This window comes from Bacillus sp. RC242, from assembly GCF_044908245.1.
Lineage (GTDB): Bacteria > Bacillota > Bacilli > Bacillales > Bacillaceae_G > Bacillus_A > Bacillus_A mycoides.
The window spans coordinates 66,184-87,279 of the sequence record NZ_JBIYCZ010000007.1 but is presented as its reverse complement, the minus strand read 5'-3'; the positions used below and the strand labels follow the sequence as shown (position 1 = coordinate 87,279).

Genomic DNA, 21,096 nt, shown 5'->3' with positions numbered 1-21,096 from the left:
CGTTGAAGATTTTAAAATGGAATTGAAAGAATATTTTATATGTTATATAATAATATCAAGAAATTTTTTCCTTTTTAATCATTCCTAAATAACCACAAACCTTTCGGGTTTACGATTCATTACAAAGAAGTGTATAAAACATATACGCTAATTTGTAATACGAATGTATTCCTGGAAGGTTTTTTTGCGTTGTAGGAATAGGACAAGTACTAAACTAAAAAGGATGTGATAGATTATCTTAAATTATTAAGAATTGTAGTAGGAAAATAATAATTTTGAATTTCAAAATACAAAAGAAGGTGAAAAAGGATGAGAGGAGCAGTCTCGTCTTTTTTATTTCGAAAGGAGAAGGACATGGGTAAGAAAATTTTGGTTCAATCTGTAAAGTTGGTGAAAGACAGTAATCGTATTTATGATATTGAGAAAAAGAAAATCACCTGTCCAGCGGATGCTGTACGCTTTGCGCAGATTATATTTGATATAGAATCAAGACCAAATGAAATTTTTGGTGTGTTTAACTTAAATACAAAGAATGAAATTATTGGCTGTAGCATTGTGTTTGAAGGAACTGTTGATTCATCGCTCGTTCACCCGCGTGAGACGTTCCGCACAGCAATATTAAACAACGCATCTTCAATCGTATGTTTTCATAATCATCCATCAGGACATAGCATGGAATCACATGAAGATGTCGAAGTAACTAAGCGATTAAAAGAATGTGGGATTATTATCGGTATCCATCTTCTAGATCATGTCATCATTGGAGATAACAGCTATGTAAGTTTAATGAAAAAGGGGATTATCTAATACAAAGAAATAAGCCAACTATAATTAAGGGCGTGTATGGAGGAATAGGAAGATTCTAAAGCGTTTACTCGCACGGATCTTCTTATTCTTTTTTATTTGTAAAAGCAATTCATAAATGTGTCCAGCATATGTAATTCGTAGAAATAGACAGATTCGGAGATGAGAAATAAGGGTAAAAGGAAAAATCTCTATGCTTATTAAACTACCAAGATGGGTTCTGCCTAAAGCGAAAAATAATAGGTTAAAGGTTTATTAATTGATAACATATAAATAGAAATAGGACCGGGTTAAAGTGTTTTTTTCTATTTTCTCGAAGCATACTGCTTGTAAAAAGCTTTTAATACATGGGCATGTTTATAAGTTGAAATATCCACTTGGAACAAGTTGTTATGTTAATGAGAGGTACCACGCATGAGGATACAATTACTTACAAATATTAAAAGTTTTCCTGTTGTGTACCAAGAAGCAAAATATTTTTATGATAAAATATAGAAAAAGATGATTAAGAAGGGATAATTAAAGTGAAACCAACAATTTATGATGTTGCGGAAAAAGCAGGTGTATCAATAGCAACTGTATCCAAGGTAATTAATCAAACAGGACGTATAAGTGAAAAAACAATAAACAAAGTAAATCAAATAATGGATGAATTAGATTACCAACCAAGTAGTGTAGCAGCAGCGTTAACAGGTAAAAAAACATATACGATTGGGGTACTTGTCCCAGATATCTCAAACCCATTTTTTGCAGAAGTAGCAAGAGCTTTTGAAAATAGTGCACGAGAATCAGGGTATACACTCATTTTATGTAGTACAGACCATCAAACAAAACGTGAGTACGAATACATTGATTTATTATTTAAAAAGCAAGTAGATGGCATTATTATTGCAACGGAGCTAAATGATTATAAACTTGTTAAAAAAATCGTGAATCGGGATTTGCCACTCGTATTATTCACTGTAGATCATCCTTCCATCACGACTCATGTTGTGACAACTGATGATATGAGGGGAGGCTATCTAGCTGGAAGTTATCTAACGCAGAAAGGCCATACATCTTTAACGATTATGATGGAGAAGGATAGAAAAAGTAGCTTAGGAAGACTGAATGGTTTCAAACAAGCTCTTACAGATTCAGGGGTTTCGTTAGATGATGATGCTATTATTAGCTGCTATTCGACAGTGGAAGATAGCAAACGTGCAAGTAAAGAATTACTTAGCTTGCCTAACAGGCCTACAGCGGTTTTTGCTTGTACAGATTTAATTGCGATATGCCTTATGAATGAAGCAAGAAAACAAGGGCTTTCGATTCCGGAAGATTTATCAATTATCGGATTTGATAATACTATCTATGCTGAGATTGCTGATCCAGGGTTAACGACGATTGAACAGCCAATTACACAAATGGCAGCCTGTACGTTTGAACAACTCTTAAAAACGATGGAAATGAAGGCGCATGCTAAGCAAAAAATTACCATTATACCGCAATTGGTAGAACGATCCTCAGTTAAGGATATTACATGATAGGTTTCTTTAGTGGTCTATTTGAATGTAAAAAAAGAAGGTCATCATAACTATGAGAAGTTATGATGACCTTCTTTTTTATTAAGAATTTATACTGAGAATTGCTCTCCGCTTTTCGTATTTAGATCCTGTTTCATCTCATTTTCCTTTGGAATAGTAAGGAAATGAGTTAAAAATGCGCCAAAGAAGTACAAGCCAGCAAAGATCCACATCACGCCGCCTACACCTAATGGACCGATGAATGCAGTTACTACTAATGGCCCAACGAATGCTGATAATCCTGAACCTAAATTTAATACAGACATCGCGGCTCCTTTATTTTCAGGAGCTAAAGATGGTACTAAAGCTGTAAGAGGTACATAACCGGCAAGTGTTGCTCCGTAGCAACATGCAACAAATAATATAGCCCAATAATTATGTCCTACCATTTGTGGTACATAATAGAGTGCAAGGGTTACAATTCCGCAACCGACTCCTCCGAACCATTTAATCGTATTTACCCAGCCAAACTTGTCTCCAACAATACCAAAAATAATATTAAACACCATATTTACAAAGAAGAGAGTACCCCAAATTTGTAGCCATTCAGTCATCGTAAAATTATATTTCATCATATAAGTAGGCAGGAAAACAACAAATCCAAACTGAGCGGCTGAATTTATAATTTTGACAATACCACCTATACCAACTTTAGGATTTTCAAATGCGATGGTAATGCCCTTTAGTAGTTCACCTGATTTGTTAGCACTTACGGTTTGTGCTTTAAATTTATCTTTATTTACAACAATTGAGAATAATCCCCCGACGACAACAAAAATTAAGGCGCTCCATAAAGTAGCGATTTCCCCGATTTTAGGAACCATATAGCTAGAATAGAAGGCCCCGATAACACTAAGTCCAAGCTGGAATACGAACCAGAACCATCCAACTGCCCTTGAGAGCATTTGCTGAGGAGTACTGTAAGATACCCAAACTAAGAAAGAATAAGCAAATAAGGGATAACCGAATCCTCGTAGAGCGTAGCAAAGTAATATAACGGGATAATTCATATGTTGAATTCCTATACCGATGAACCCAATGGAGCCTAAAATGAATGATACTAAACCAAACGTCATTACTTTTCTTGGTCCCCACATTTGTACAAATACCCCCGAAAACCAGGAAGAAGCAGATACAGTAATTCCGTAAATGGTAAACAGAAAAGCAGCGTGTTCTAGCGTTAAGCCATTCTCAACGAGATAAGGGGATAACCATCCTTGTTCTAAACCATCCCCAATCATAAAAACAATAATCCCTATGTATCCCCAAGTTAAATTAGAAGGGATACCAATCTTGTCCATAAATGTTTTGTTTGAACCAATTGCGTTCATTCTCCCACCACCGATAAATTATTTTTGGTTAAGCGCTTAATTACTTTTGATAAAAAAAGTATACGCTTACATTATGAGGTCGTCAATGAAATTTTTTGACAATTTACAACTTTCTTTCATAAGGCGCAATCTATTTACTTATCGGATACTAAAATAATTGTGAGTATGAAAAGAAAGAAATAACTTATAGATGGGAGTTTAATATTTAAAAGGCTTAATTTCCTTTGTTATATCAGTATTTTAAAAGAATATATTTGTAGCTGTTTAGATCATTTGTTTCTAATTATTAATTTGTATATGGACGTAGTACGTATATTGAGGGAATTTGAAATTCGAATAAAAAGAAAAGTATTCAAAAAATAAAAATGTTTTCAATTTATAATCAAGTGTGTATAATGAAGAAAAATAGGGAAAGCGCTTAACTAAATTTATTACGCTAAACCTTATAGACTTTCATTTCGTTTCTTAAATTTAAATAAAGAGGGAGAAATCATATGAATGTTTTAACGATTGGGATTATTGGTGCTGGACGAATTGGGAAACTGCATGTTGATAATTTGCAGCTTATGCCACAAGTAAAAATTAAAGCGGTTTCAGATGTAGTGATTAGTCATCTAGAAAAGTGGGCTGAGGATAAAGGGATTTCCACTCTTACAACTAACTATCAGGATTTATTATCAGATCCAGAAATTGATGCTGTCTTTATATGTTCACCAACAAATACACATGCGCAAATTATTAAAGAAGCGGCTCTTGCGAAAAAACATATTTTCTGCGAAAAGCCTGTTAGTTTCTCGGTAGAAGAAACATTAGATGCATTAGAAGTAGTAAAAGAACAAGGAGTATCTCTTCAAGTAGGTTTTAACCGCCGTTTCGATCCTAACTTCAGAAAAGTCTATGATCTTATTCAACAAGGAGAAGTGGGACACCCACATATTTTAAAAATTACGTCTAGAGATCCACAACCGCCAAGTATAGAATATGTTCGTTCTTCCGGTGGATTGTTTATGGATATGATGATTCATGATTTTGATATGGCTAGGTATGTGATGAATAGTGAAGTTGTTGAAGTATTTGCATATGGTACAACATTAATTGATCCATCCATTCAAGAAGTAAATGATGTTGATACAGCAATTGTCACATTGAAATTTGCGAATGGAGCTTTAGGGGTAATTGATAATAGCCGCCAAGCTGTTTATGGATATGACCAGCGTCTTGAGGTGTTTGGTGAAAAAGGAGCGGTCGCTGCTGATAATTGCTGCCCAACAACTGTGCAAGTGTCAAAAACAGAAGGTGTTGTAAAAGATAAGCCACTTTATTTCTTCTTAGAGCGCTATACACAGGCTTACATTGAGGAAGTAACACAATTTACAAAGTCAATTATAGAAGGACAAGCTGTTATTTGCAGTGGTAATGATGGTTTACAAGCAGAACGAATTGCGAAAGCTGCGAAGGAATCTTTACTAACAGGAAAACCTGTTCAAATTGAACATAAACAGCCTGCATTAAATCAATAAAGAGAGCGCTTACTTCTAGAAATTTAAAGAGCAGTGAATCGTATGGTTATAAAAATTTCTGAACCATATCATTTACCTTTACATAAAGCACGGGAGGTAGTAACGATGAATCCACTTATTTTTAAAGAAGATTGTCCATTAGATCTAATTGCAGTTGGACGTTTATGCGTTGATTTAAATGCCAATGAAACACAACGTCCTATGGAAGAAACAAGAACATTTACTAAGTATGTGGGGGGATCTCCTGCGAATATTGCGATTGGTGCGGCGCGTCTTGGCTTACAAACAGGATTTATCGGTAAAGTGTCCGATGATCAAATGGGCCGCTTTATTACAGGGTACTTAAAGGACAACAATATTAATACGGATCAGATATGTATTGATCGCACTGGTGCAGTGACAGGTTTAGCTTTCACAGAAATTAAAAGTCCTGAAGATTGCAGTATTTTAATGTACCGCGACAATGTCGCAGATTTAAATCTTGATCCAACAGAAGTTTCTGAGGACTATATTAAACAATCAAAAGCTCTCTTAATTTCAGGAACAGCTTTAGCGAAAAGTCCTTCTCGCGAGGCGGTATTTTTAGCGCTAGAATATGCGCGTAAGCATGATGTAGTCGTATTTTTTGATGTTGATTACCGCCCGTATACATGGCAGTCAGAAGCTGAAACGGCTTTGTATTACAATCTAGCGGCTGAAAAATCTGATGTCATTATTGGAACGCGTGAAGAGTTCGATATGATGGAAAAACTATTAAACTATGAACAATCTAATGACCAAGTTACGGCTGAAAGATGGTTTTCTCATCATGCGAAAATCGTAGTAATTAAGCACGGCGGGGATGGTTCAATCGCTTATACGAGAGACGGTCAATCACACCGAGGCGGTATCTTTAAAACAAAGGTATTAAAGACGTTTGGTGCTGGTGACTCGTATGCTTCTGCGTTTATTTATGGCCTAATGCAAGGGCTTGAGATTCCTCAAGCGATGCGATTAGGTGGCGCTTCTGCTTCAATCGTTATTTCTAAACATAGCTGTTCTGATGCAATGCCAACAAGGGCAGAGATTTCTGCATTCATGGAAACGGCTGAGGAAATTGTATAGAAACATCATAAATGAGTAATCAAGTAAGGGCGTATCCTATGGACGCTTCTACATTACATAAAAGGGAGAGAATGAATATGACAGTACAAACAGCACAAATTGTAAAAAACTACATTGGCGGCGAATGGGTAGAATCTTCTTCAACGAAGATGGAAGCTGTATATAATCCTGCAACAGGAGAAGTAATCGCTCAAGTACCACTTTCAACAAAAGTAGATGTTGAACAAGCTGTATTAGCAGCAAATGAAGCGTTCAAATCTTGGTCTAAAACAGCTGTGCCAAAACGTGCTCGTATTTTATTTAAATATCAACAATTATTAGTAGATAACTGGGAAGAGTTAGCGAAACTTATTACGATTGAAAACGGAAAAAGTTATAACGAAGCTTACGGTGAAGTTCTTCGTGGTATTGAGTGTGTGGAGTTTGCAGCGGGTGCTCCTACATTAATGATGGGAAAACAGCTTCCTGATATTGCGACAGGTATTGAGTCTGGTATGTATCGTTACCCAATTGGTGTTATAGGCGGGATTACACCTTTTAATTTCCCAATGATGGTTCCATGCTGGATGTTTCCACTTGCGATTGCTTGCGGTAATACATTTGTGTTAAAACCTTCAGAGCGTACACCACTTCTAGCGGCAAAATTAGCGGAATTAGCTGAAGAAGCAGGTTTACCAAAAGGTGTATTAAATATCGTAAATGGCGCACACGATGTAGTAAACGGTCTTCTTGAACATAAATTAGTGAAGGCAATTTCATTTGTAGGTTCTCAACCTGTCGCAGAATACGTTTACAAAAAAGGAACAGAAAACTTAAAACGTGTTCAAGCATTAGCGGGTGCGAAAAACCATTCCATTGTATTAAATGATGCGAATCTTGAACTAGCAACAAAGCAAATTATTAGTGCTGCGTTCGGTTCAGCTGGTGAGCGTTGTATGGCTGCTTCTGTTGTTACAGTAGAAGAAGAAATTGCAGATAAATTAGTTGGTAGATTAGTAGAAGAAGCAAACAAAATTGTGATCGGAAATGGTCTTGACGAAGATGTATTTTTAGGACCAGTTATTCGTGATAACCATAAAGAGCGCACAATTGGTTACATCGATTCAGGTGTAGAACAGGGCGCTACATTAGTTCGTGATGGACGCGAAGATACAGCTGTAAAAGGAGCTGGTTACTTCGTTGGCCCAACAATTTTTGACCATGTTACAAAAGAAATGAAAATCTGGCAAGATGAGATTTTTGCTCCTGTTTTATCCATTGTTCGTGTGAAATCATTAGATGAAGCAATTGAAATTGCGAATGAGTCTCGCTTTGCAAATGGAGCTTGTATTTATACAGATAGCGGAGCAAGTGTACGTCAATTCCGTGAAACAATTGAATCAGGTATGTTAGGTGTCAATGTTGGGGTACCAGCACCAATGGCATTCTTCCCGTTCTCTGGCTGGAAAGACTCTTTCTATGGTGATCTTCATGCGAATGGTACGGACGGCGTTGAGTTTTATACTAGAAAGAAAATGCTTACATCTCGCTGGGAAAAGTAATCATTAAGAGAGAAGTAGAATCTCTCTAGTTGTTCGTAAGCGATAGTAACGAAAGTAGTTAAACATAAGAAGGAAGTATTAGGAGTCTATCAAATTCCTAATACTCCTTTTTCATATGCAGGATGAATGATAGAGATAGAAAGGAGCAAACAATATGCAAACTGTTAGAATGACGACGGCACAAGCTTTGGTGAAATTTTTGAATCAGCAATACGTAGAGTTTGATGGAGAACAACAAAAATTTATTAAGGGAATCTTTACGATTTTTGGTCATGGAAATGTAGTAGGCCTAGGTCAAGCTTTAGAAGAAGATGCAGGGGAATTAGAAGTATATCAAGGGAGAAATGAACAAGGGATGGCAAATGCTGCGATGGCTTTTGCTAAACAAAAACATAGAAAACAAATTATGGCATGTACTTCTTCTGTTGGTCCTGGATCAGCAAATATGATTACCTCTGCTGCAACTGCTTCTGCAAATAATATTCCCGTTTTACTACTTCCAGGTGATGTATTTGCAACGAGGCAACCTGATCCTGTTCTTCAACAAATTGAACAAACACATGACTTATCTATTTCTACGAATGATGCTTTTCGTGCAGTAAGTAAGTACTGGGACCGGGTGAACCGTCCTGAACAATTGATGACAGCTATGATTCAAGCCATGCGCGTTTTAACGAATCCGGCAGATACAGGAGCTGTAACAATTTGTTTACCACAAGATGTCCAAGGCGAAGCGTGGGACTTTCCAAGTTACTTCTTCCAAAAGCGTGTTCACCGTATTGAACGTCGTCTCCCTACAAAAGCCAGTTTAGCGGATGCGGTGGAAATGATTAAGAAAAAGAAAAAGAAAAAGCCAATTATGATTTGTGGTGGTGGTGTAAGGTACGCAGAGGCAGCAGAGGAACTGAAACAGTTTGCTGAAGCATTCCGCATTCCATTTGGAGAAACGCAAGCTGGGAAAAGTGCGATTGAAAGCAGCCATCCATATAATCTTGGTGGCATCGGAGTAACTGGAAATTTAGCAGCCAATACAATTGCAAAGGAAGCGGATCTTGTTATTGGAATCGGGACGAGATTTACTGATTTTACAACGGCATCTAAGCAATTGTTCCAGAATGAAGAGGTTGAGTTTTTAAACATCAACATATCAGAATTTCATGCGAACAAGCTCGATGCATTGAAGGTGATAGCTGATGCAAAAGAAGCGCTTCTTGCTCTAATGGATGAACTGCAAGCGATTGATTATCAATCTAGTTACACATCAGAAATCGCTGATGCAAAAGAAGCTTGGGAAACAGAATTAGCACGTCTACATAATATTCGCTTTACAGGTCAAGATTTCACGCCAGAAGTCGAAGGTCATTTTGATGAAAATTTAAATGAGTATGTGGAAGCACTTGGTACACAATTAACACAGACTGCAGTCATTGGACAAATGAATACATTACTTGATGAAGATGCAATCATCGTTGGTGCGGCAGGAAGTCTTCCAGGTGATTTACAAAGAATGTGGGCACCCAGAAAACCAAATACATATCACATGGAGTATGGATACTCTTGTATGGGCTATGAGGTTGCAGGCGCACTTGGTGCAAAGCTAGCTGAACCATCGAAAGAAGTATATGCAATGGTAGGGGATGGCAGTTACCAAATGCTTCATTCCGAGCTCGTAACAAGTCTTCAAGAAAACAAAAAAATTAACGTTTTATTGTTTGATAACTCCGGATTTGGCTGTATTAATAACTTACAAATGGGTAACGGAATGGGGAGCTTTGGAACAGAGTTTCGCTACCGAAACCAGGAAACTCGTAAATTAAACGGGGCTATTATGAAAATTGATTTTGCAGCTAGCGCGGCTGGATATGGCGTAAAAACGTATCGTGTTACATCGATAGAACAATTACAGGAAGCGCTTATAGATGCGAAAAAACAAACAGTTTCTACATTGATTGATATTAAAGTATTACCAAAAACAATGACAAATGGATACGATTCATGGTGGCATGTAGGTGTTGCTGAAGTTTCTAATAGTCAAAGTGTACAAGCCGCGTATGAGAGTAAAGTAAGTAACTTGCAAAAGGCAAGATCTTATTAGATTAGGGCAAAAAGAGAGCATTTTATCTACATGCATATTTATAGAAAGCTCCCTTTTTAACGAATAGATAAGAGAAATTGGCGATATTCTATAACATTTTACAAAGAGGAGAGACAAGGGATGTTCAAAGAAAACACGATTAAGCTTGGGATTGCACCAATTGCTTGGACAAATGATGATATGCCGGAGGTAGGAGCAGAAAATACGTTTGAACAATGTATTAGTGAGATGGCACTAGCTGGATTTAATGGAAGTGAAGTAGGTAATAAATATCCAAGAAATACAGTTGTATTGAAAAAATCTTTGGAATTACGAAATCTAGAGATTGCTAGCGCATGGTTTAGTGCGTTCTTGACAACGAGGCCGCTTGAAGAGACAGCACAAGCATTTATTAAACATAGAGATTTCTTGCATGATATGGGTGCAAAAGTCATCGTTGTTTCAGAGCAAGGACATAGTATTCAAGGTTTAATGGATGTACCGCTATTTCAAAACAAGCCCGTTTTTACAGAAGAAGAGTGGGATAAGCTTGCGGATGGGTTACATCACCTCGGTAAATTAGCTCAGGAAAAGGGGCTACATATTGTATACCATCATCATATGGGTACGGGTGTTCAAACAACGGCAGAAATTGAAAAGTTAATGGATATGACGGATCCAGATCTTGTATCCCTGCTTTTTGATACAGGTCATCTTGTTTTTTCAGGAGAAGAGCCACTTTATATTTTGAAAAAATATTTACCTCGTATTAAACATGTACATTTAAAAGATATTCGCCAAGAAGTAGTAGATGCTGTAAAGGAAAACGATTTAAGCTTCTTACAGGCAGTGAAGAATGGTGCATTTACAGTTCCCGGAGATGGTGTAATTGTATTTGATGAAGTGTTTACTATCCTTGCTAACTCTGATTATAAGGGTTGGTTTGTAGTAGAAGCAGAGCAAGACCCGGCTTTAGCGAATCCTTTTGAATATGCATTAAAAGCCCGGAAATTTATACAAGAGAAAGCAGGTCTTTAATTTCCGCATGGTGAGATTACATAAGGAGTAAAAAGATGAAACGTTTGTTTTCTATTTAATAAATAATATTGAAACAGGTGAATGTGTAATGCCATTAGTGCAAATGAAGGGTATTTTAATTAAGGCAAATCAAGAGAATTATGGGGTCGGGGCTTTCAGTGTCGCTAATATGGAAATGGTAATGGGTGCTATTAAAGCAGCTGAAGAGTTGCGTTCGCCGCTGATTCTACAAATTGCGGAAGTACGTTTGAATCATTCGCCGATTCATATGATTGGCCCTTTGATGGTAGCTGCGGCGAAAAAAGCGACTGTCCCAGTAGCAGTTCACTTTGATCATGGTATGACGTTTGAAAAGATTAAAGAGACGTTAGAGATTGGTTTTAGTTCGGTTATGTTTGATGGCTCTCACTATCCGTTAGAGGAGAATATCCAAAAGACAAAAGAAATTGTAGAGCTTGCGAAACAGTACGGAGCGACGGTAGAAGCTGAGATTGGCAGAGTAGGTGGTAGTGAGGACGGATCAGAAGATATTGAAATGTTACTGACAAGCACTACAGAAGCAAAACGATTTGCAGAAGAAACAGACGTTGATGCGTTAGCTGTTGCGATTGGAAATGCGCACGGTATGTACAATGGAGATCCTGATTTACGATTAGACCGCTTGCAGGAGATTAATGAGGTAGTTCGTATTCCTCTCGTATTACATGGTGGTTCTGGCATTAGTCCAGAGGATTTCAAGCAATGTATTCAACATGGTGTTCGTAAAATTAATGTAGCAACAGCGACGTTTCAGAATGTAATTGCTGCGGTTAACACTGCTGCCCTAAATACTCCTTATTCAGATTACTTTACGTATCATCAAGATGTAATTGAGGCCGCATACGAAAACGTTAAAAATCATATGCTCATATTCGGAAGTGAAAACAAAGCATAACCAGAAAGGTTTTCTTCATTAATATCAGAAGAAACTCGAAATTTAGTTAGCTGACAAAGATAGAGAATTATAGAGTAGCCATTAATTAAAAGGGGGAGAAAGCCGTGTTAGGAAAATTAGGTGAATTAAATGAAGGGTATAATGTATTAACAGAAATGAACGGTCAATGCAGTGATATGTTAATGGATATAGGCATATATAAGATGTCTAATGGAAAAGAAGAGTTGCTATTTGATGATAAGAATGAAACGGCAGTTCTTTTACTAGAAGGGGCAATACGTTTAGAGTGGGAAGGAATGGAACAAGTTATTCAAAGACAGTCTGTGTTTGAAGAAAATCCTTGGTGTTTACATGTAGCTAAAAATGTGAAGGTTACGATTACTGCTCTTTCAGATAGTGAAGTGCTTGTTCAAAAAACAGATAATGATCAAGAATTTGCGTCTAAGTTGTATACTCCAAATGAGTGTCAAAGTGTTGTAGCTGGAGAAGGAGTATGGGAGGGAACAGCGCAGCGTGTTATTCGGACAATTTTTGACTATAACAATGCAGCATATTCTAACATGGTAGTAGGAGAAGTAATTTCTTATCCAGGTCGATGGTCTAGTTATCCACCGCATCATCATGATCAGCCAGAGGTATATTATTATCGCTTTAACAAGCCGCAGGGATTTGGATGTGCAATGGTTGGTGAGGATGCTTATCGCGTCGTACATAATAGCTTTATTACGATTCCAGGTGAGCTAGACCACCCGCAAGCAACTGCGCCTGGATATGCAATGTATTTTTGTTGGATGATTCGACATCTTGAGTATAATCCATGGAATGATCGTATCATGGAGGAAGACCACAAGTGGTTATTAGAACCAAACGCGAAAATTTGGCCAGAAAAGGAATAGACGAAAATAAAGGATCTGGTGCAAAAAAGTATAAAAAAGTAGGAACTGAATCTTTTAGGATAAAGTTACGAAATTTCTAAGAAGTAGATTTAATTTTTACTTACTAGGAGAGACTATATTGATTCGATAATTATCCATAAAAATAAAAACGAGCACTCCTAATCATAGCGATAGGGTGCTCGTTTTCCTATTTATGCGCAGAAAGGGAAATTCATCTCCTACCTACTAGATAGCAATAGGTAATTTTCAGGTTTGATGAATTCCTCTCACTCTTTATTTTTTTAGCTTGATAGCGATGTGACACTCCCCCTATCAGAATGTTTGCATTAAAGGGTTGACCCATCAACCCGATTTATTATATATTATAAATGTTAGAAAATTCGCTCAATTATAATTAGAACAGAGGAGATGATAAATCTTATATTAGAAATAAAACAGAAAATGCATCCCAATAAGCAGAAAGGACATTACAAATAGAAAAGAAACGAAGGGCTGAATTGATAATAACAGCACATTCCTCTAGTATACATCGACAATCTTTCTCAATCACAAATTCCCTATCAATATAAATTTTACGTAATCTTCTAGTATACCAAATTTTATCTTTCACCATATAATCTCAAACTAAGACTTTATAAAGGTTTTACTCAAAATTACTATATGTTCGGATAAGAAAATATAAAAATATATAAGGGATGGTGTTATAAATGATTTTTTGCAAGTCAAAAAAAGATCGTTATTCATAAACAGGATAAATTGCAAGCTTTTAAGTTTTTAAGGGGACTGTCTTTCTTCTCTTGCGATTGGATCCACTAGGAATTGGTACGCCAATTATCCATACGAAGAGTTAAAGACTATTAGTATTCATTTTCGGTAAACCATTATTACATTCGGAGGTAGAATATGCTAAGACGTCGAGCTAAGTTTAAAAAACTGGTAACCTTATCCTTATCAGTGGGTATGTTGCTTACTATGCTTCCAACAGCATCTGCAACTGCAATTAAAAAGGAGTACTCCATTAATAATGTATCTGACAATCAAACCTATAAGGCTATAGGTAAAATTACTAAGGTTACGAAAGAAGGAAATAACGTATTCTTTGACTTAGAAACAGGAGAAAAAATAAAAATTAACTTTCTAAAAAATAATGTTTTTCGATTGCATTTGGACCCAAAGGGTGTTTTTGAAGAATATCCAACTCCAAATCAACCTGAGCATGAGACGAAAATTATCGACAAAAATGTTGGCGATTACAAAAAGGAATATGGAGAAATTAACATTAAGGTCGATGAAAGAGATAAGAATGCCTATAAAATATCTACTAATGCTTTAGAGTTAAGGGTAGATAAAGCTACTTCAAAGATGAGCTTGTACGATAAAAAAAGAGCAAAGATTCTTTGGAGTGAAAGTGAACCGCTAAAACATTCGGGCGGAAGTACTGTTCAAACCCTCGGCACAAAAGAAAGTGAATATTTTTATGGTGGAGGTCAACAGAATGGGTTTTATGCCCATAAGAATAATTCCATAAATATTGCAGTCGGGGGAGGTTGGGATGCAGGAGCTGCATCAAGTCCAGTCCCATTCTATTTAAGCACTGAGGGCTATGGAGTCATGCGAAATACTTTTAAGCCGGGTGTTTATGATTTTACCAAAACGTCTACCTTTACTCACGATGAAGACAGATTTGATGCTTATTATTTTGTAGATGATTCCCTTCCAAACATCATTGGCGAATATACAGAATTAACCGGGAAACCGGCCCTTATGCCAAAAACTGGTTTTTATTTAGGACATGCTGATTGTTTTAATGGAACTCATAATGGTCATAAGGACCAACGAACACTCCTAACTAATGGGTTAAATACATTAAATCAATATGTAGATAACGATATGCCTTTAGGATGGATTTTACCAAATGACGGGTATGGATGCGGGTATGGCGGATTGGGTAATTTGGAGCAATTTGTTGATAAAGCAAATGACCAAAAAGTAGAGGTAGGCTTATGGACACAAAGTAATCTCTATCCAGACCCTAATTTACCTGGAGATAGCCCTTTACGCAGAGACCTTGACGGGGAAGTTAAAGCTGGTATTCGAGCAATAAAAACGGATGTTGCATGGGTTTGGCAAGGATATTCCATGGCTTTAAATGCCACACGCCAAGCAGCAGAAGGAATTCAAAAAGATGCTAATTCAGGTGGTGCACGTCCATTTGTTATTTCGCTAGATGGGTGGGCTGGTACGCAGCGTTATGCTACATTATGGTCAGGTGATCAATATGGCGGTAATTGGGAGTACATCAGAATGCATATCCCTACTTACATTGGTGCAGGATTATCAGGAAATCCAAACGTTGGATCAGATATGGATGGTATATTTGGCGGAGATCCAAAAGTGCAGACACGTGATTTCCAATGGAAGGCATTCACGCCAATCCAAATTGATATGGATGGCTGGGCATCAGGAGGCAATGATTACAGTAAATCTAAAAATCCATGGAATTATGGTGAACCATATACATCGATTAATAGGATGTATTTAAAATTAAAGTCACAAATGATGCCTTATATCTACACGATTGCTGAGGAATCTACATCAAAATCCATGCCGATGGTTCGAGGGATGATGTTAGAGTATCCGAAGGATCCATATACGTACGGGACACAAACACAGTATCAATATATGTGGGGGCCAAATCTATTAGTAGCGCCAATATATGATGGAAACTCTAATGATGCTGAAGTAAGGAACGATATTTATCTTCCAGATAAAGATCAAGTTTGGATCGATTATTTTACAGGTAAGCAATATCAGGGAGGTTCGGTCCTTCATAATTTTAATGCCCCAGTGTGGAAGACCCCTGTATTTGTTAAGGCTGGTGCAATTATTCCAATGGCACCAGAAAATAATTCTATTAATGAATTAAATGGTTCGGAAAATAGAATATTTGATGTTTATCCATCGGGAGAATCAGAGTTTACTCTATATGAAGATGATGGTAAAACTGTTGAGTATAAGGAAAAGAAAAATACAACAACGAAGGTCAATTCAAAGGTAATCAAGGAAAAAGCTGTTATAACCGTTGATATCGCAAAAGGAAAAGGCTATAAAGGGATGGTTAAAAATAGGGGCACAGAAGCGATTGTTAATACACGTGTAAGTCCAAAGGATATAAAGGTTAAAGTTGGAAACAAAGATGTTGCATTAAGGAAAGTTACGAATGAAGAGGAATATAACAATTCAGAGAACGTGTACTTCTATAATGAAAAGCCCAACCTGAACAAATATTCTACAAAAGGCTCACCATTTGAACAGACTGACATTGTTACATCACCAAAATTATATATTAAGGTTGGAAAAACAGATATTACGAAAAATAAAATAACATTTACAGTTGATGGCTTCGATAATACCGAAAAGAAAGATGTAGTAGATAAAGAAGTACCAACGATTCCATCAGGGATAAAAGCTGATGAGGCTAACACTACTGATCGAGACATTAAATTAAATTGGAACAAGGTTGATGGCTCGAATACAACATATGATTTAATGATTGATGGTATTGTTCATACAAATGTGTTTAAGTCAAGTGATAGTGGGCAAGCACCATCCTATCTTCATACAGGTTTAACATCTGATACAGAACATTCTTATCGAGTAAGAGCAACGAATACAAAAGGATCATCAGGCTGGAGTGACGAGATCAAAAAAAGAACGAAGCTTGATCGATACAGAAATGTCCCTAAGGATATGACGGCAAAAGCTGATAGTGAACAGCCAGGGGAAGAAGCATCTCTAGCTGTCGATGGAAAAGATGAAACAATGTGGCATACTGCATGGGGAGATACGGGTAATAAACTGCCACATACTTTTGAGATTGATATGAAGTTAGCTTATGAATTAGATAAGCTTGAGTATATTCCAAGACCAAATGCAGGAAATGGTACGATATTAAAATATAATTTAGACATAAGTTTAGATGGAAAAACTTATAAAAACGTCATCACTGATGGAACATTTGAGAAAAATGACAAAACGAAAATTATTGATTTTCAGGGGAATATTACTGCAAGGTATATTAAGTTGACCATTACAAACTCTGTAGGTGGCTTTGGAAGTGCAATGGAATTCAGACCATACAAAAAGGATAAAACTGAAGGAATGGTAGTTGGTGAAAATATACCAAATGGCGTAATTGATGAAGCTGATCTGCTTTTCTTTGCCAGCTATATGGGTGTTGATAAAACGGAAGCTTGGGAGCAGGTTTCAAAGGTGGATATTAATTTCAATGGTGTAATAGACGCATACGATTTAATGTATGTAGCATCACAATTGGGACAAAAACCACTTCAAGCAACAGGTAAACCGGTTGCCGGATTATTGGATATTAGACCTAGTAAGCAGGAGTTAAAAGCAGGAGAGGAATTTTTCGTAGAAATAATCGGGGCAGGATTAAAGGATATTAATGCATTCAACTTAGAACTAAAGCTAGACCCTAACAAATATGAATTAGTAAAAGATTGTAAGCCTGACGGGACTTGCGGTAAAAATATTGTTTCAGCTTCCAATGAAACTGCTAATATGTTGAATTATTCCTTACTTGCGGGGATTGGAAAGCCTGAACAACGAATTATGGCTGCATTTTCCAATAAGGGAACGCAAAATACATTAGAAGGTACGAAGACATTGGCCACGATTAAGTTAAAGGCTAAGAAAGATCTTCAATTTGATATGCCGATAACCAGGTCCTTACTGATTAATACAGCCTTTGACACTATTGATAAAATAGGAGAGGTTTTAAATCCTGGCCAAGAACCTGGAGAGGTGGAACAGCCACAAAAGCCAAAGGAATTACAATAATCGGATAAAGATATGTTAGTTACTGGTGAAGGGGAAAAGATGCAGGGTGGTGCAGCAGCTTTTGCCAAGCTGATTGACGGAATTGAAATGGAATCTCACTGAAAAAGACGGAATTTCTTTACCGTTACCTTTTGACTTTAACTTTACTAAACCACAAGAATTGGATAAATTTATCGTTTATAATCGCCCGCAATACACAAACGGTAAAATTAAAACACTAAGTGTCAAAGTATATACTGAATCTGGAAAAGAGTATGATTTAGGTACAAAAAGTGTTCAAGTTGACGATAAATCAATAACTTTCGATTTAGCGGAGGCTGCTATACCGATTGGAACTAAATTTACAAAGTTATCGATTAACTTTCAGGAATCGCACAGTGGTCCTCTTATGTTATCTGTTGCAGAGGTAGAAGTTTTTGCCAAGAATCCTGCTTAAGTAGAGAAATAAACATAAATATATCTTATTACCTTAGTTGTGTTAGGGTTGATCCGTTAACCCTGACACATAATTTCTGTTATGAGTGGAACAAAAGGGAACCGCAACAGATTGACATCCGAAAAAATTATCGATGAATTTGAGGCTGCAAATCCAAATGTCAAAGTGGATATTCAATGGATGATCAGTGAATTCATGTCGAAGGTTAGAATTGCAGCGTTAATTTGGGATGCACCGGACCTTATAGAGCAATCAGGAGCATAGGTGGAAGGAGTATTAATAAATAACAAGTTTGTAGAACCTTTAAATAAGGGGTATAGGTTGTCGAAATTTTTATCTGAAAATTTAATATATTTTAACTTGTTGGGTTGACCCTACAAGTTGATGTGGTACAATATAAATAATTGAAATAATCTAATTATTTAGACGGTCTAATTTCTATAAGTTTCTCGTACATTTAACTTATACCATCAACCCGATGTTAAAAAGGGGATGGAATGGATTTTTTAAAGAAAACTCGTCTTTCCATGTACTGGCGCAGAATAATGGTGTTGTTGGTGCGGGATTGTGAGTATTCAAAAGAATTTAAAGAGGAGTGTTCGGATATGTTTACGTTCAGTCAAGAAAAATTAGTACCATTAGGTGCACAAATCACAACGGCAGAAATAAAACAGCAGCCTGATTTATGGGCTGAAACCTTTGCATTGTATACGGATAGAAGCAGTGAGATTGAAAAGTTTTTACTAAAATTATCAATGAAACACGACCGAGTTCGGGTTATTTTTACTGGTGCCGGAACATCTGCCTATATCGGCGATCTTGTCACTCCATACCTAAAAGAAAAAGTGGATGAAAAACAGTGGGAATTGCTGAGTATTCCGACAACCACCTTGGTATCCAATCCATATCAATTCCTAAAAGCGGACTTTCCAACCTTACTCGTTTCATTTGCAAGAAGCGGCAACAGTCCGGAAAGTGTTGCTGCCGTCCAATTAACAGAGCAAATTGTGACCGATTTGTATCATCTAACAATTACCTGTAATAAGGATGGCCAATTGGCTAAGCGAGCAGCAGGGGATGAAAATAATTTATTGCTTTTAATGCCTGAAAGATCGAATGACCAAGGATTTGCGATGACGGGAAGTTATACTTGTATGGCACTATCGACTTTATTCATTTTTGATCCTAAGCCCCTGGAAGAAAAAAAGGCCATTTTAAAAATGATTCGGCAAATGGGTGAAAGTGTCATTCAAAGAGAAGACGTCATTCAAGCAATTATCGATCGTGATTTTGACCGCATCATTTACTTAGGCTCTGGTAGTTTAGAAGGTTTAACGAGAGAAGCACAATTAAAATTATTAGAACTGACAGCTGGAAAAATAGTCACTACCTTTGATTCAACGTTAGGCTTCCGGCATGGTCCTAAATCATTTGTGAATGAAAAGTCCATGGTTTTTGTGTTTGTTTCCAACCATCCTTATACACGCCAATACGATTTAGATATGTTAAAAGAAATGCAACAGGACAATATTTCCAGCTATATATGTGCCATCGAGGTTGATGGAGAAAGCAATTATGATGGGAACATATTTAGTTTTGGCAGAGAGGCTCAATCTATACCAGATGCTTATCTGGCCTTGCCTTTTGTCATGGTTGGACAGACGGTTTCATTGCTGGCTTCGATAAAGGTTGGCAATACACCAGATACCCCGTCGCCTACAGGAACAGTGAACCGTGTCGTTAAAGGTGTAACCATCTATGAATACTAGTAATTTGGGTAGGGAGAGCAGCAAGTCGATGTTTATCTTTGCCGATCAGTTTTTTCTTGAGGGAGAGGTCGTAGGGCCTGGTTTTTTGGAAATTAAAGATGGGAAATTCGGTGTTTTTTCCGAAAATCGGCCTGATGAATCAGCAGAAATCATTGATTACGCGGGGGATTGGATTGCTCCTGGTTTAGTAGATACACATATTCATGGGTTTGGAAATCACGACATTATGGACAATGATTTTCAAGGATTGAATGAGATTTCAGAAGGGCTTCTTTCCTGCGGCGTTACCTCGTTTTTGCCGACAACATTAACCTCTTCAACAGAAGTGTTGAATCACGTCACTGAAATGATCGGTGCCAATTATACGAAAGTCAGGGGAGCAAAAATTAAAGGAATCTTCTTAGAAGGGCCGTTTTTTACCGAAAAGCATAAAGGGGCACAAAATACGAAATATTTTTGTGACCCATCCGTTGAAAAGTTGAAAGTTTGGCAAAGGTTATCCAATGATTTTATTAAAAAAATTGCGATTGCACCTGAAAGAAAGGGTGCAGCGGAATTTATTGAATATGCTGTCGGTGAAGAGATAGCTGTAGCGTTAGCTCATAGTGATGCAACTTATGAAGAAGCAAAACAAGCGGTTGAGAGAGGGGCTTCGATTTTTGTTCATACGTTCAATGGAATGAGCCCGCTCCACCATCGTGAGCCAGGGATGGCCGGAGCTGCAATGAATCTAAAAGATGTTTTTGCGGAAATCATTTGTGATGGCCACCATGTTCACCCTGCTGCCGCCAATATTTTAATGAATGCACGCGGCAGAAATCAAACCGTTTTGGTCACCGATTGTATGATGGCTGGGGGAATGGCAGAAGGACCCTATCAGCTCGGCGAATTTGCTGTAGAGGTGAAAGCTGGTGCGGTCCGTCTTGAGGACGGCAGTTTAGCAGGCAGTGTTTTACAGCTGAAAGATGCAGTCAAAAATGTCGTTGATTGGGGGATTGCCACCCCAGAGGAAGCAATCTATATGGCTAGTACCGCACCTGCTAAAAGTATTGGGATGGATGAGGAATGTGGGAAAATTGCTAAGGGTTACGCCGCTGACTTTATTGTGTTGAACCCTGAACTGGAATTAATGGCGACGTACCTTGATGGTGCTTGTCGCTACCATTTACAGAAAGAGGGAGTGCGCAGATTTTAACTGACACGATGAATCCATCTCCAGGTACG

The 21,096-nt window shown here is 37.3% G+C and carries 15 protein-coding genes; 14 read left to right on the top strand and 1 reads right to left on the bottom strand.

The window, feature by feature from the left end; translation table 11 throughout:
* Positions 1 to 354: 354 nt before the first annotated feature.
* Entirely contained in the window at positions 355 to 807 is a 453-nt protein-coding gene (locus ABH957_RS15370) for a JAB domain-containing protein (RefSeq protein WP_404511578.1), read from the top strand.
* A gap of 521 nt (positions 808 to 1,328) precedes the next feature.
* Complete coding sequence (locus ABH957_RS15365) at positions 1,329 to 2,330, top strand: LacI family DNA-binding transcriptional regulator (protein ID WP_404511576.1); 1,002 nt, start codon at positions 1,329 to 1,331, stop codon at positions 2,328 to 2,330.
* Between the two features lie 89 nt (positions 2,331 to 2,419).
* On the opposite strand, the gene ABH957_RS15360 is transcribed toward ABH957_RS15365, so the two are convergent.
* The gene (locus ABH957_RS15360) at positions 2,420 to 3,700 is read right to left on the bottom strand and encodes an MFS transporter (RefSeq protein WP_098805776.1); all 1,281 of its coding nucleotides are present in this window, start codon (positions 3,698 to 3,700) and stop codon (positions 2,420 to 2,422) included.
* Positions 3,701 to 4,194: 494 nt separating this feature from the next.
* On the opposite strand from ABH957_RS15360, the gene iolG reads away from it, so the two are divergent.
* From iolG to nagA, 12 genes are all read left to right on the top strand, one after another.
* Positions 4,195 to 5,220: an inositol 2-dehydrogenase gene (gene iolG / locus ABH957_RS15355; RefSeq protein WP_404511574.1), complete on the top strand. Its 1,026-nt coding sequence runs from the start codon at positions 4,195 to 4,197 to the stop codon at positions 5,218 to 5,220.
* A 105-nt stretch (positions 5,221 to 5,325) separates the two neighbouring features.
* Complete coding sequence (iolC, locus tag ABH957_RS15350; protein ID WP_404511572.1) at positions 5,326 to 6,324, top strand: 5-dehydro-2-deoxygluconokinase; 999 nt, start codon at positions 5,326 to 5,328, stop codon at positions 6,322 to 6,324.
* Positions 6,325 to 6,401: 77 nt separating this feature from the next.
* On the top strand, positions 6,402 to 7,865 hold the full coding sequence (locus ABH957_RS15345) for a CoA-acylating methylmalonate-semialdehyde dehydrogenase (RefSeq protein ID WP_404511788.1): 1,464 nt from the start codon (positions 6,402 to 6,404) through the stop codon (positions 7,863 to 7,865).
* Between the two features lie 154 nt (positions 7,866 to 8,019).
* The gene (gene iolD / locus ABH957_RS15340; protein WP_404511570.1) at positions 8,020 to 9,960 is read left to right on the top strand and encodes a 3D-(3,5/4)-trihydroxycyclohexane-1,2-dione acylhydrolase (decyclizing); all 1,941 of its coding nucleotides are present in this window, start codon (positions 8,020 to 8,022) and stop codon (positions 9,958 to 9,960) included.
* A 120-nt stretch (positions 9,961 to 10,080) separates the two neighbouring features.
* Positions 10,081 to 10,977 (top strand): myo-inosose-2 dehydratase, encoded by an 897-nt coding sequence (iolE, locus tag ABH957_RS15335; protein ID WP_404511568.1) that lies wholly within the window; start codon positions 10,081 to 10,083, stop codon positions 10,975 to 10,977.
* 88 nt (positions 10,978 to 11,065) lie between these two features.
* Entirely contained in the window at positions 11,066 to 11,911 is an 846-nt protein-coding gene (locus tag ABH957_RS15330) for a class II fructose-bisphosphate aldolase (protein WP_404511566.1), read from the top strand.
* Positions 11,912 to 12,015: 104 nt separating this feature from the next.
* Positions 12,016 to 12,807, top strand: coding sequence for a 5-deoxy-glucuronate isomerase (locus tag ABH957_RS15325; RefSeq protein WP_404511564.1), 792 nt, complete (start codon positions 12,016 to 12,018; stop codon positions 12,805 to 12,807).
* 903 nt (positions 12,808 to 13,710) lie between these two features.
* Entirely contained in the window at positions 13,711 to 17,667 is a 3,957-nt protein-coding gene (locus ABH957_RS15320; RefSeq protein ID WP_404511562.1) for a TIM-barrel domain-containing protein, read from the top strand.
* 73 nt (positions 17,668 to 17,740) lie between these two features.
* Complete coding sequence (locus ABH957_RS15315) at positions 17,741 to 18,103, top strand: hypothetical protein (RefSeq protein ID WP_404446585.1); 363 nt, start codon at positions 17,741 to 17,743, stop codon at positions 18,101 to 18,103.
* A gap of 81 nt (positions 18,104 to 18,184) precedes the next feature.
* Positions 18,185 to 18,367 (top strand): hypothetical protein, encoded by a 183-nt coding sequence (locus ABH957_RS15310; RefSeq protein ID WP_404511560.1) that lies wholly within the window; start codon positions 18,185 to 18,187, stop codon positions 18,365 to 18,367.
* Between the two features lie 341 nt (positions 18,368 to 18,708).
* On the top strand, positions 18,709 to 19,872 hold the full coding sequence (locus tag ABH957_RS15305; RefSeq protein WP_404511786.1) for an SIS domain-containing protein: 1,164 nt from the start codon (positions 18,709 to 18,711) through the stop codon (positions 19,870 to 19,872).
* On the top strand, positions 19,862 to 21,067 hold the full coding sequence (gene nagA / locus ABH957_RS15300) for an N-acetylglucosamine-6-phosphate deacetylase (RefSeq protein ID WP_404446591.1): 1,206 nt from the start codon (positions 19,862 to 19,864) through the stop codon (positions 21,065 to 21,067). Before ABH957_RS15305 ends, nagA begins: the two co-directional genes overlap by 11 nt.
* The last annotated feature ends 29 nt before the right edge of the window (positions 21,068 to 21,096 follow it).

Bases quoted from the DNA above. Each gene is read 5' to 3' on its own strand.
- ABH957_RS15345 (WP_404511788.1), top strand. From the start codon at position 6,402: ATGACAGTACAAACAGCACAAATTGTAAAAAACTACATTGGCGGCGAA.
- ABH957_RS15320 (WP_404511562.1), top strand. From the start codon at position 13,711: ATGCTAAGACGTCGAGCTAAGTTTAAAAAACTGGTAACCTTATCCTTA.
- iolG (WP_404511574.1), top strand. From the start codon at position 4,195: ATGAATGTTTTAACGATTGGGATTATTGGTGCTGGACGAATTGGGAAA.
- iolC (WP_404511572.1), top strand. From the start codon at position 5,326: ATGAATCCACTTATTTTTAAAGAAGATTGTCCATTAGATCTAATTGCA.
- ABH957_RS15360 (WP_098805776.1), bottom strand. From the start codon at position 3,700: ATGAACGCAATTGGTTCAAACAAAACATTTATGGACAAGATTGGTATC.
- nagA (WP_404446591.1), top strand. From the start codon at position 19,862: ATGAATACTAGTAATTTGGGTAGGGAGAGCAGCAAGTCGATGTTTATC.
- ABH957_RS15330 (WP_404511566.1), top strand. From the start codon at position 11,066: ATGCCATTAGTGCAAATGAAGGGTATTTTAATTAAGGCAAATCAAGAG.
- ABH957_RS15310 (WP_404511560.1), top strand. From the start codon at position 18,185: ATGAGTGGAACAAAAGGGAACCGCAACAGATTGACATCCGAAAAAATT.
- ABH957_RS15305 (WP_404511786.1), top strand. From the start codon at position 18,709: ATGTTTACGTTCAGTCAAGAAAAATTAGTACCATTAGGTGCACAAATC.
- iolD (WP_404511570.1), top strand. From the start codon at position 8,020: ATGCAAACTGTTAGAATGACGACGGCACAAGCTTTGGTGAAATTTTTG.
- iolE (WP_404511568.1), top strand. From the start codon at position 10,081: ATGTTCAAAGAAAACACGATTAAGCTTGGGATTGCACCAATTGCTTGG.
- ABH957_RS15370 (WP_404511578.1), top strand. From the start codon at position 355: ATGGGTAAGAAAATTTTGGTTCAATCTGTAAAGTTGGTGAAAGACAGT.